The sequence below is a fragment of the Luteolibacter arcticus genome (genome assembly GCF_025950235.1).
Taxonomy (GTDB): Bacteria; Verrucomicrobiota; Verrucomicrobiia; order Verrucomicrobiales; family Akkermansiaceae; genus Haloferula; species Haloferula arctica.
The window spans coordinates 12,677-25,065 of sequence record NZ_JAPDDT010000017.1 but is presented as its reverse complement, the minus strand read 5'-3'; the positions used below and the strand labels follow the sequence as shown (position 1 = coordinate 25,065).

The following is a 12,389-nucleotide window of genomic DNA, read 5'->3' as shown; positions in this document are numbered from 1 at the left end:
GCCGGGAAAACCGGTGCGAAGGGCTTGTTTCCAAGTCTCTGATGGAGCTTCTTAGTTTCACTCGATGGACCTCGCCGCTTTCTACCACGATCAGCTTTTCGACGACTGCGTTCCCTTCTGGTTTCCGCGGGCGGTGGATGAGGAGCATGGCGGGTTCGTGCATTGCTTCGATCGCGATGGTGAGCTCGTCGATAACGACAAGTCGGTGTGGGCGCAGGGGCGGATGAGCTGGATGCTGCTGACGCTTTACCTCGGGCATGAGCGGCGACCGGAGTGGCTGGTGTGGGCGGAGAGCGGGCTGCGGTTTTTGGAAGAGAAGTGCATCGATCCGACCGACGGGCGGATGTTTTTCCACGTGGCGCAGGATGGCACGCCGCTCCGCAAGCGGCGCTATGCGTATAGCGAGAGCTTTGCGGCGATCGCCTTTGCAGCGCATGCGGCGGCGGCGAAGGATGGCGATTCCGCGGACAAGGCGCGGCACTGGTTCGAGCGCTTCACGGATTGGAACTTCACGCAGGGTCGCATTCCGCCGAAGTTCACCGGGGCGCGGCCGATGGAAGGGATCGGGACGCGGATGATCACGCTGGTGACTGCGCAGGAGCTGCGCAAGCACCTCGGCGAGGACCGGCTGCTGACGATGTGGATCGACCGTTGTCTGGATGACATCGAGCGGCTGTTCGTGAAGCCGGACTTGAAGGTGGTGATGGAAGCGGTGGCGCCGGATGGATCGATCGTGGATCACTTCGACGGCCGCACGCTCAATCCCGGGCACGCGATCGAGGCTGCGTGGTTTGTGCTCGAAGAAGCGGGGCACCGGAATGACAGCCGGCTGGTGAAGCTTGGGTGCGACATGCTCGACTGGATGTGGGAGCGAGGCTGGGACGAGGAATTCGGCGGTCTCTATTACTTCCGCGATGTCCATGGCAAGCCGGTGCAGGAGTACTGGCACGACATGAAATTCTGGTGGCCGCACGACGAGGCGCTGATCGCCACGCTGATGGCCCACCGCATGACCGGCGATGCGAAGTATCTGGAGTGGCACGAGAAGCTGCGCGAGTGGAGCTTCTGGAACTTCGCCGATCCGGAGCATGGCGAGTGGTTCGGCTACTTGCGCCGCGATGGTGAGCCGTCGAATACGCTGAAAGGGTCGCTGTGGAAGTCGTTCTTCCATCACCCGCGGGCGTTGTGGCGCTGCCATTTGCTGGCGAAGGAGATCGGCGGGACGGAAGCGAGCGATGGCGGGGTTCGGCCCGCACTTTGAATCCGGGCGGCGATTTTTCGAGAAAGCGCGAGCCGCCGGAACGACGAAGTCGTTCCGCTACATTCGGGCGGGTCCGCGACCGCTGTGACGGAGATCAGCCAAACGGAAGCGTGCGGCCGCGGAGGACTGGAGGGGTGAGCCAGATGTGCTCGGGCGGCATTTGTGCCTGGCCTTCGTAGGTGGAGAGGGATTCCTCGATGCGTAGCTCGCGCTTGCCGGGATCGAAGGTGATGAAGGTGAAGGGCGGCTTACTGGAATCGTAGTAGGTCGTGCTTCCATTGGGCGGCATGCCGAAGGTGGAGCTGGTCAGGGTGAGGTGATGGACCCCGTGGCGGATGGAGTGCTCCTCATCGTGATCATGACCGGCGAAGACCGCCACGACCTGGGCCTTGCCGCGCTTGGCATTGTGGGAGTCGATGACGTAATTGACCGCGTCCCAATTGCCTTCGTGGCTGCCGACGCCGGAGGGCTGGTGCTGGAAGATGACGACCGGCTTGTCGGTGCCGGCGAGATCCTTCGCCAGCCATGCGAGTTGTTCCTTGTCGATGCAGCTCACGCGGGCGAGGTGGCCGGGGCCGCCCTTTCGATGGATGGGATACCAGTTGCCGTTCGCGTAGGAGACCGTCTTGCCCTCGTCGTCGATGAAGTGATTGCGATCCAGCACCACGAAGTGGAATCCGCCCACATCGAAGGAGTAGTAGGGATTCGGCATCTGCCATGCCTCTAACAATTCTTCCTTGGTCTGGAAGTCGCAGTCGTGGTTGCCGATGACGTGATGCTTCGGGCCGGGGAAGCGATTCCACTCGGCGAGGAAGTCCTTGGCGGTGGTGATGCCGCCTTTGGCGCAGCAGAAGTCGCCGCACTGGATGATGAAGTCGGGCTTGCGGGCGATGGCGGCATTGATGAAGGGCTTCAGCCGGCCGACCTGATCCTTGCCGTGGGTGCCGTGGTGGACGTCGGTGATGAAGCCGAACGTCACGGAGTCCGCGGAGGGAGACTGCGTGGATTCCTGGGCAGAGGCCGCGGCGAAACCTGCTCCGGCAAGCGGGAGGGCGGCGAGGAATTGGCGACGGGTGGCTGAGGGCATGGGGAGGAATGACGTCAGATTTCGGCGCGAAATTTCATCTTTAGCCCAAGAAAGTGCTGGAATCAGGCTTTCGTAAGCTTTCCCTTCCGGGCCACGGGCAAGATCGCCAGGCACGAGAAGAAGGCGATGACGATGAAGGAGATGAAGACGGCGTCCCAGCCCCACCGCTGTTTCAACCAGATCGGCACGATGCCGGAGAACAACTGGGCGGTGGAGCCGATGCCATTGATGATGCCGGCGGCGGAGGCGGTATTCTCCGCGCCGCCGATGTCCTGCGCGGCGATGCCGGAGACGATGGCATCCGCGATGTAGAGGAAGAGCCCGATGGCGCCGAGGCCGATGAGATTTCCCCACAGGCCGCCGGTGCCGCTGGTGACGCGGTAGAGGAGAATCGCGCCGATCATTCCGATGAGGGCGAACAGGGCGAGGCGGACGCGATTGCCGGGAAAGAAGCGGTCGCCGACCCAGCCGCCGAGGAGGAGGCCGAGGATGCCACCGATCTCGAGGCCATTCGAGGCGTAGGCGGCGGACTCCTCCGCGAGGCCGATGCTGCTGACCAGGTAGTAGGGGCTCCAGGAGAAGACGGTGTAGCGGACGTACTTCAGGCCGGTGTAGGCAAGGCCTAACAGAAGCACCGCGGGCTGCCGGATCATCAGCATGAAGCCGCTGCGGGTGTTGTCGGTGGCCGGTGAGCTCCGCTCTTCCAGCTCGATGGCATAGCCGCGGTCCGCGGGCCGATTGATGAGGAAGATCCCCTGGATGACGCCGACCACGGCGACGGTGATGCCGGTGAAGAGGAAAACGTGATGCCAGCCGTAGCGGGCGAGGATGGTGCCGGCTACGACGTTCGCGGCGATGCTGCCGAAGATGTAGCAGGTGGTCCAGAAGCCCATCACCTTGCCGCGGTTTACCGGGTTGACCCATTCGGCGACGACCTTGCAGGAGTTCGACCAGCCGGTGGACTGGAAGAGGCCATTGAGGGAAAGCGCGATGACCAGCACGCCGACGATAGGAAACAACCCGAAGGCCAGCGAGGCGATCCCGGAGAGGATCATGCCGGTGGTCAGCGCGATGCGCGGGCCGAGCCGGTCGCCGAGTGCGCCGCTGAGGAATTGGCCGATGGCGTAGCAGACGCCGTAGGCGGTCTGGACCCAGCCGATGGTGGTGTCCGAGATGCCGCTGTTCACCATCGCCGGAGTGGCTACGCCGAGGTGCTTACGACAGAAGTAGTAGAAGAAATACGCGAAGTAGGAGAGCAGCACCATCCGCGTCTGGAGCGACAGCGGGGGAGGTGGGGCGACGGGGCTGGCGGATGGTTGATCGGTCCTCGTCGCTTGCATTGGCAGTGGTTCGTGTCGTTTACCAAGGCAGCGACCAGGTTTTCTCGTGAGTGAAGAACTTGATCGCCTCGATCACTCCCTCCTTCACTCCGAGCCCGGAGTCGCGGGTGCCGCCAAATGGCGTCAGCTCCAGTCGATAGCCGGGCACCTCGTTAACATTTGTCGTGCCAGTCTTGAGTTGTTTGCAGGCTTGCATGGCAAGCGAGAGATTGTTGGTGACGATTCCGCTACTCAGGCCGAAGGGGCCAGAATTGTAGTAGGAGATCGCGTCGTCGAGGTCCTTGATCGGGATGATCGGGGCCAGCGGGCCGAAGCTTTCGAGGGCGACCATTTCGGCCTCGCGCGGGACATCGGCGATGATCGTTGGCTCTAACAGTGCGCCGCGGCGTCCGGCGCCGTGCAGGACCTTCGCGCCCATGGCCACGGCATCATCGACACGACGCGAAAGCTCGGCTGCGGCGGGCGCGTGGATCATGGAGCCGACCACGGTCGCTGGATCTTCGGGATCGCCACAGGGGTATTCGCGGCGGACGAGATCGACGAAGCGCTCGGTGAAGGCTTCAAGGATGCTCTCCTGGACAAGGATGCGCTTCACGGCGGTGCAGCGCTGGCCGGAATTCCGGAACGAGCCCTCGGCGGCGAGCTTGGCGGCGAGGTCGAGGTCGGCATCCTCCAGCACGATGAGCGGCGAGTTTCCGCCGAGCTCCAGGCAAATCCGCTTGTAGCCGCAGGTGCGGGCGATGTGTTTCCCGATCTCCACGGAGCCGGTGAAGGTGACGATCTCCACGCGCTCGTCGGTGATCATCGGAGTGACGATGTCATCGATGCCACCGAGGAAGAGGCTCAGCATCGGGCCGGGAAGTCCGGCCTCGTAAAGCACCTCGGCGAACTTCAGCGCGGTGAGCGGGGTGCGGTCGGAAGGCTTCAGCAGCACCGGCGCGCCGGCGGCGATGGCCGGGGCGAGCTTGTGGACCACCTGATTCAGCGGGTGGTTGAAAGGGGTGATGGCGGCGACGAGCTTCACCGGGTAGCGCGAGGTAAAGATCTTGCGCGGCTTGCCATTCGGCGAGATGTCGCAGGAGAAGATGCGGCCGTCATCGCGCAGTGCTTCCATGGCGGCGAAGTCGAGCACGTCGGAACTACGGGTGGTCTCGTACTTCGCCTCGCGGATGGCGAGACCGGTCTCGCGGGTGATCAGCGCGGCGAATTCATCCCGGCGCTCCGCCAGCAGGACGGCCGCCCTCCGCAAGATATCGTGGCGGTCGCGGCGAGTAAGCGATTCATTCGGGAAGGCGAGCGCGCTGGTGATGGCTTTCTCCAGATGCTCCGGGCCGATCAGGGCGGCGGTGCCGGTCAGCGAGTCATCGTAGGGGTAGCGGACTTCGAGGGTGCGGCCGGTGGTGACGGCTTGGCCGGCGATGTAGGACGGGAGATGGACGGGAGACCAGGACATGTGGTGAGGATGAACCGCGGATTACGCGGATTTCACGGATGAGGGAAGGAATGATGAGGAGATTTTAGAGCGCGGGATTTTTTTGGCGTATAGGGACCACTCGGGCGGAATGAATTCCGCGCTCCCAGTGGCAGAAGCTTTCCGTTCGCGTTTTTCCAGATATGACGTTAGGCGGGGACGGGAAGATAAACGCATTCGCTGCGGCCATCCGGCCACAAGCGGAGCAGGGCGTAGCCGGCCGGGGTGCGCTTGTAGCTGCCATCGCCGGCATCGCCCGGTTCCCACCACGAGCCGCTGAGCGCGCCATTGCAGTGGAACTTGATGTTCCAGAGGGATTCGCTGCTCTGGATGTGGATGTGGCCGCTGAGTGCGAGCACCGGGGCCTTGCGGGCGGCGAGCTTGTCGATCACGGCCTTGGCGCCGCTCATGTTCCCGCCATCGTAGTCGCCGGCCAGTGAGAACAGCGGCAGGTGCGAGGCGAGCAGGACGGGAGTTTTCTCCGGCAGGGCGGCGATCTTCTCGAAGAGCCATTTCTGCTGCTCATCGCCGAGCGAGCCGCGGCAATTCTCCAGGGTGATCACTTCCCACGCTCCCTGACGCGAGCTGGAGTAGGGCTGCTCTATGCCGAGCCGCTTGCAGACGTAGGGGATGCCGTGCATCTCATCGTCCTTCGGGCCGGCCCACCACGGGTCGTGATTGCCGATGGCGTGGACGATAGGGAGCCGCTTGAGCGCGGTCATCACCGTGTCGTCCCAGACCTTCCACTGCTCGAGCATGCGCTCGCGGGTGATGTTGCCGTAGTCGGCGGCGTAGATGCTGTCGCCGGTATTCACGACCAACCCGATCTCGGGATGGCGTTTCAGAATGTCCCGCAGGATGGCGGTGCAGCGCTTCGGGGCATCGTGCTCCGGGCGGATGTGGATGTCGGTCAGGTGAAGCACCGTCAGCGGTTTCCCCGCCGGGGCAGTAGGAGCTGCGGACGCCTTGAGCGGCAGGGCTGCGGACAAGCCGGTTGCTAGAAAGGCGCGGCGGGGAAGGCGGGCTTCAGACATGGTGGGTGAAGTGGAAGACGGATGAACCGCGGATCACGCGGATTTCACGGATGTGGGGAAGGAAGAGGGGCGGGACGCCCCTCCAACGGACTGGGGCAAGATGCCCCAGCTACGGCTTTCAGACATGGCAGATGAAGTAGAAGACGTCGAAATTCCGCGGGTCACCCTCCGCCATGCGCTTGAGCGCCGGGGTGAGGGGCTTGGAAATCACCAGGGGCACGAGTTCTTCGTAACGGCCTCCGTGGGAACGCAGGCCGCCGTGGAGCACGGTGAGATCGTGATGCTCGGCGGACTTCCCGACCACGACGTCGCGGCCGGAGAGGACGACGAGGTCGCCGATGCGGTCGGGCGCGAGTTCGAGCTTATCGACCGCTTGCTCGCGAGTGAGCACCTCGGTGATGCCGTCCTGATTGAAAAGGAACTCCGCGATGGCGGCGCGCTGCGAGGGATCCTCGAGGTGGACCATGACCAGCGAGCCGAGCGCGCCGTGGTGGACGACGTAGGGATCCGTGATGGGGCAGATGACGCGCAGGGCATCGCCGAAGTTTTCCTTCAGCAGGGACTCGACGAAGATGACCTTGGGATTTCCCTCGCTGTCATTCTTCGCATTCATGCCGTGGTCGGCGGTGAGGGCGACGGTGCAGCCGGCGTCTAACAGGCGGCCGATGGCCGCGTCGATGCGGGCGTGGAAGTCGAGGATCTCCGGTGCCTCCGGGCCGAACTTGTGCTGCATGAAGTCGGTGGTGGAGAGGTAGAGGAAGTCGGCCACGCCTTGCTCGGCGAGGGCGGCGCCTGCTTCCAGCACGTAGATGGAGGCATCACCCGAGTAGATCTCCGGGCGGGGCTTGCCGATGATGGACATCGCATCGTCGATGCCGTGGGTTTCCTTTTTCGCTTCATCGACCTTCTCGGACGAGAAGACGATGCCGCCGCGCTCGACCACGCCATCGCCGAGGACGGTGCGGAGCTTTTCCTTCGCGGTGATGAAGGCGACCTTGCGGCCGGCATCGGCAGCGGCGGTGAGCAGGGTGCCGCAGCGGCGGAACTCTGGGCCATTCATCATGACCTCCTGGCCGCTCTCGGGATTGAGGAAGAAATTCCCGCAGATGCCGTGGACCCGGGGTGCGACGCCGGTGACGATGCAGGTGTTATTGACGTTCGTGAAGGACGGCAGCGCGCCGCGGACGATGCCGCGCCAGCCATCGCGAGCCATCGCGGCGAGGCGTGGCATCTTGCCCTGGGCGATGGCGGTGCTGAGGTATTCGTCGGCGCAGCCGTCGAGGCAGATGACGGCGATGGGATTCGGGGGCAGCGGGTAGGTGCGGCCGTTGGCTTCGAAAGATGGCATGGGGCTCGGAGGTCGGAGGTCGGAGGTCGGAAGAAGAGGAGATGGAACCGCCAAGACGCAAAGTTCGCCAAGGAAGGCGGTAGTGATGGGTGGCGTAAGAAGGCGTGATTTGTTAGACGGCGGAGAGGCGGTGGGTGAAGAAGCGGTCGGCGAGGCCGAAGGACATGGTCATGCCGGCGCCGCCGAGGCCGGTGGCGATGTGGACGCCGGGGAGCGGCTCGGCGCGGAATTCGGCGCCGTCGGTGTTCTTGGCATAGATGCCGTGCCAGCGCTCGGCGATGGTCCAGTCGGGGAAGGTGTAGAGCTTGCGCAGCTCGCGAATCATGAGTTCGTCGATCTCGGCCTTGTCGAAGATCTCGATGTCCGCGCCGTATTCGTGCGAGTCGCCGAGGACGATGCCGCCGTTGCGATCCTGCGAGGCCATGACGTGGATGCCGTAGCGATCGAGCTCCGGCATCTCGCGCGCGATGCGGGCCTTGACGTCTTTCAGCGAGGGGCAGATGGCGAAGTTCGCGTAGTGGCGGAGGGTGAGGCCACTGGCGAGCATGGGGCCGAGCTGCCAGCCGCCGGGTTGCGGCGCGGTGCGCATCATCTGGAGCTTGCACGGCTTCAGCGGCGCGCCGGCGAAGACCTCGGGGAAGAGCGTCTCGAAGTCATGGCCGGAGCAGACGAAGATCTCATCGAAGGCGTGCTTATCGCCGTGGCTGGTGCGGAGGCTGCCGCTGGTGGCCTCGACCACGGTGGTGCTCCAGTGAAATTTCACTCCGTGTTTTTTCGTGAGGAAGCCCGGCAAGGTGGCGAGGACTTCGCGGGGATCGACATTGATCTCGGTGGGGCTGAAGAGGCCGGCCTTCGCCACGCCGCGGCGCACACCGGGGCAGCGCTCCTCGACGGTCGAGCGGGTCCACAGCTCGCACTCGTAGCCGAGATCACCGCCTAGCTTTGAAAACTCCTCCAGCACCGCGGCCTCGTCATTGTGATCGACCACGTGGACCGAGCCGCTGGGGCGATGATAGATGCCGGTGGCCTCGATGAACTCGAGCCACAGCTCGCGGCTGCGCAGGCCGACCGGGTAAAGCTCCGCCGGCTGGCCGAAGGGCCAGAACATGCCGAAATTCCGCACCGAGGCTCCGCGCGCCTTGTCGCTGCGCTCGAAGACGGTGACTTCACATCCGGCACGCGCGGCTGCCCAAGCGTGGGCCAAGCCCACGATGCCGCCGCCGACGATTCCGACCTTGTTGCGATTCGTGCTCACGAAGTTTCTTAAAAGGTAACTTTTGTTTCTTGAGAGGCAAGACGGGATTTCCCGTTGGTCATTTTCGTAACGTGACCTGGTCGAACAGGCGACCCTCAAGGTCGTAAGCCTTGATCTCGAATTCACTGCCATTCACGGTGACGTAGCAGAAGTGGTGGCCCTGCTTCACGTGGCGCTGGAAGCCGGGGCGGTAGGGGCCGGGCCGTTCAAGAATGCCACCCGCACCGCCGGTGACCATGTAGAGGGTGCCGTCTTTTTCGACCGGCTTGCCGCCGCGGATCAACCAGGTGCGCTCGTAGCTGTGGACGTGGCCGCACCACACGAGATCGACGGCGTGCTTGTCATAAAGTTCCACCAGCGGTTGGCTGCTGGTATCGCCGAGGGTGGCGCGCTTGATGGGTGCCTTCCAGTTGTTGCCGTAGTCGTCGTCCGAGGAGAATGGCGGCTGGTGGTGGACGCAGATTTTCCAACGGGCCTGCGAGGCGGCGAGCTCGCGGTCGAGCCACTGGAATTGCTCGGTGCCGGGCTTCACGTCGCGGTTCGTATCGAGCATGAAGAACTGGGTATTGCCGTAGGTGAAGGTGTAGAAGTACTCCGGCGCCGGCAAACTCATGTAGTCATAGTAGTAATTCGTATTCACCTCGTGATTGCCGAGCACGGGGTAGAAGGGCACGCGCGAGACGAGCGGGTGGAGGGCGGCGAAGAACTGCTTTTCCCACTGCCACTTCGCATTCCCGGCATCGACGAGGTCGCCGGCGATGACCGCGAAATTCGGGCGGAGGTCCCACGAGGCCTTCGCGAGCGGGGCCGCAATGTCCGGCTGGAGCTGGGTGTCCGAGAGGACCACGAAGCCGAAGGGGGTCTCCGGCTTGTTCGCCGTCTGGAGGGTGGAGACGGCGCTGTCCAGTCGGGTGCCGCGGTGGCTGACCAGGACGCTGTCACCCTCGGCGGGCGAGCTGGTCTTGTAGTAGTAGAGCATCTCCGGCTCCAGGCCGGTGAGCTTCACCTCGTGGAAGGTGCGCGGCTCCGGCTCGACGATCTCGGTGCCCACTTCGGCGCTTTCGCCCCAGCTCACGATGCCAGCGCAGGGGAAGTTCGTTTCCCAGCGGATGGTCGCTTCGGTCTGGGTGATCCATTGCAGGTAGGGCTGGACGACGATGACCGGCTCGACTGGCGGCGGCGTGTCCACGGGCTGGCGCATGAGTTCCTCATGGTGCTCCAGATCGTGCTTCACCCACTCGGGATTCGCGCAGGCGCTGTAGAGGCGGAAGTCGATCAGTCGGCCGGCGTGGGGGAAGTTTTCATCGCTGTCCCGGTAGCCGCCGAGCCATGCCTGCACCGCCTGCGGCCAGAGGATCTCGCCGCTTTGCTCGCGCGAGGTCGCGACGGGCTCGCCATCGAGGAAAAGGGTCAGCACGGTGCCATCGTAGGTGGCCACGAGTTGATGGACCTGGCCTTTTTTCCATGGCTTCGAGGAAGTCAGGTAGGTCAGCTTGCCATCGCCATCGTCGCCGCCGGCGGTGGCGAGGGCGATGTAGGGCTTCGAGTCATTGTAGCCGAGTGCCAGCCCGCGCTCGACGCCGCCGCGATCATCGAGCGCGGAGAAGATTGCGCCATACTGGGCCGGTTGATCGATGGTGATCCACGCGGCGAGCGTGAATTCGTTGTGCGGCAGGAGCTTCGCGAGCTCCTCGGTGGTGGCGGTGAGGCGATGCGCTTCCTTGAGCCCGGCGAAGCGCAGTCCCTTGCCATTGACCGGTTCGTCGAGCGGCAGGGCGGAAAGCTCCAGCACGGGGCCGAAGCGGGATTTCAGGGTCGGCTTCTCGCCCGGGACGATCGCGGCCTTGCTGAAATCGTAGGCCAACACCGGCTCGGGGCCGGATGGATGCGCGAACGCCGGCAGGGCGAGGGCTAGGAGAGAAAGCGTTCGGAGCAGCATGGGATTGGCACGCATGATCGGTCTTCTACGTAGCGCGGTCGATAGGACCATCGCAAGATTCATTGGCAAATTTACCAGATAGCGTGACTCAATCGACGTATCCAAAGCGCCGGACGAGGGGCGCGAGGAGTGGTTGGACGGGCGCGAGCAGGGTTTCGTAACGGCGCCACTTGCCGATGGCGCGGCGGTGAACGGGCTGCTGCACGTCGGCGTAGGTCGGGGATTGGGTGAGGCGGCGGGCGAGGGTCTCGCGGTAGCCAGTCACTTCATCGGACCACTCGAGGCCCATCCAGCGCAGGGTGTCGCCGGCGGTGGTGCGGAGGTCTTCCACGCAGTCCTCGTAGCGCACCTCGCGCCATTGCGCTGGCGGCAGTTTGTCGCGGAGGCGCAGCCAGGATTCCATCTCGCGGACGTAGCGGCGCGCGGTTTGCTCGATGGTGAGGAAGCTGACCGAGAAGGCATTGAGCGGAAAGTAATTCAGGAAGCAACTCAGCACCACGTCGCGCGGGTCGCGCAGCATGACGAGGATCTGCGAGTGCGGCGCCATGCGCAGCCAGGCGGGGATCAGCTCGGTGAGCGAGGGATTCTTGTCGAGCATCATGCGACCGGCCAGCGGTTCGCCGAGGAGTTCCTCCATGCCGCCGAAGTACTCGGCTCGCATGCGCTCCGCGCGACGGGAGTCGGTGGCAGCGAGCCGGCTGCCTGCATCGCCGGTGCCTGCCTTGCCTGGTGGCTGGAGGACAGGCGGTGCGATGAAGCGGGCAAAGAGATCGTGCTCGTCCGAACTGCGTAGGCCGGGGTGCGCATCGAGCACCTTTTCCAACAAGGTGGTGCCTGAGCGCGGGCTGCCGGTGAGCAGCGTGACGGGCGGGTGCTTTTCCTTCTGCCACTCGGCGAGGCGGGCCGGGGTGAAGGCGCGGGCGAGTTGGTCGCCTTGCTTGCGGATGAGGGCAGCGATGCGGCGCAAGGTGTCTGCGTCGCTTTCACCGAAGGCCTTCGCCCGCATGGCCTGACGGACGGCTTCCGCGGGATCGCCGCTGCGGTCGGAAGCCTCTGCCAGCGCATAGCAGGCACGGGTCCTCAAGTACGGGTGATGTCGTACTTTGGAAGCGAGTTCCTCCAGCACCGGCACCGCCCGTCCGGAATCGCCGCGGCGAATTGCGACGTGGGCTTGGAAGAATCGTCCTTCCGTGAAGGAGGGGTGGCGTGCGATCAACTCCGCCAGCACCGTGTCCGCCTCCGCCACTTCGCCGGCGCGGTCGAGCAGCATGGCGAGTTCGAGGCCGGCCGCCGGGTCCGCCGGGGCCAGTGCTGCCGACTGACGGAAGCACTCGAGGGCCTTCCGGCCACGGTGGATCATGCGGTAGGTTTGGCCCGCCATCGCGAGTTCCCGTGCGCCGCGACCGGTGACTTCGAGATAGCGGTCCACCAGCGCTTCTGCCTTGGCAATCTGATAGCGGGCGCCGAATGCACGCGCGGCATCGATCAGCGCGAGCGGGTGATCGGGGTGTTTCTCCAGCACCGCCTCGAACTTCGCCAGCGCCTCGTCGCAGCGGTCCTGAAGCCACAGCGCGCGTGCTTCCTTGAGGTCCTGCGGGTCATCGGTGCTCATGGGAATGAATGATCTACAAACAAACGGCCCCGTCAGCGTGAC

The 12,389-nt window shown here is 64.3% G+C and carries 9 protein-coding genes; 1 reads left to right on the top strand and 8 read right to left on the bottom strand.

Annotated elements, in window-relative coordinates; all coding sequences use genetic code 11:
- Positions 1-64 precede the first annotated feature (64 nt).
- Positions 65-1,261: an AGE family epimerase/isomerase gene (locus OKA05_RS24590; protein WP_264489863.1), complete on the top strand. Its 1,197-nt coding sequence runs from the start codon at positions 65-67 to the stop codon at positions 1,259-1,261.
- 94 nt (positions 1,262-1,355) lie between these two features.
- On the opposite strand, the gene OKA05_RS24585 is transcribed toward OKA05_RS24590, so the two are convergent.
- The 8 genes from OKA05_RS24585 to OKA05_RS24550 form a co-directional block, all read right to left on the bottom strand.
- On the bottom strand, positions 1,356-2,348 hold the full coding sequence (locus OKA05_RS24585; RefSeq protein WP_264489862.1) for a metallophosphoesterase family protein: 993 nt from the start codon (positions 2,346-2,348) through the stop codon (positions 1,356-1,358).
- Between the two features lie 62 nt (positions 2,349-2,410).
- Positions 2,411-3,688 carry an MFS transporter gene (locus OKA05_RS24580; RefSeq protein ID WP_264489861.1) on the bottom strand — a complete coding sequence of 426 codons (1,278 nt, stop codon included), beginning with the start codon at positions 3,686-3,688 and terminating at the stop codon, positions 2,411-2,413.
- A 19-nt stretch (positions 3,689-3,707) separates the two neighbouring features.
- On the bottom strand, positions 3,708-5,141 hold the full coding sequence (locus tag OKA05_RS24575; RefSeq protein ID WP_264489860.1) for an aldehyde dehydrogenase family protein: 1,434 nt from the start codon (positions 5,139-5,141) through the stop codon (positions 3,708-3,710).
- 167 nt (positions 5,142-5,308) lie between these two features.
- Positions 5,309-6,193: a metallophosphoesterase family protein gene (locus OKA05_RS24570; RefSeq protein ID WP_264489859.1), complete on the bottom strand. Its 885-nt coding sequence runs from the start codon at positions 6,191-6,193 to the stop codon at positions 5,309-5,311.
- Positions 6,194-6,311: 118 nt separating this feature from the next.
- Entirely contained in the window at positions 6,312-7,541 is a 1,230-nt protein-coding gene (phnA, locus tag OKA05_RS24565) for a phosphonoacetate hydrolase (RefSeq protein WP_264489858.1), read from the bottom strand.
- 112 nt (positions 7,542-7,653) lie between these two features.
- Positions 7,654-8,796: a TIGR03364 family FAD-dependent oxidoreductase gene (locus tag OKA05_RS24560; RefSeq protein ID WP_264489857.1), complete on the bottom strand. Its 1,143-nt coding sequence runs from the start codon at positions 8,794-8,796 to the stop codon at positions 7,654-7,656.
- Between the two features lie 58 nt (positions 8,797-8,854).
- Positions 8,855-10,750: a LamG-like jellyroll fold domain-containing protein gene (locus tag OKA05_RS24555; protein ID WP_264489856.1), complete on the bottom strand. Its 1,896-nt coding sequence runs from the start codon at positions 10,748-10,750 to the stop codon at positions 8,855-8,857.
- A gap of 73 nt (positions 10,751-10,823) precedes the next feature.
- A complete protein-coding gene (locus OKA05_RS24550) occupies positions 10,824-12,347 on the bottom strand; it encodes a tetratricopeptide repeat-containing sulfotransferase family protein (RefSeq protein WP_264489855.1) in 1,524 nt (507 codons plus the stop codon).
- Between the last annotated feature and the right edge of the window lie 42 nt (positions 12,348-12,389).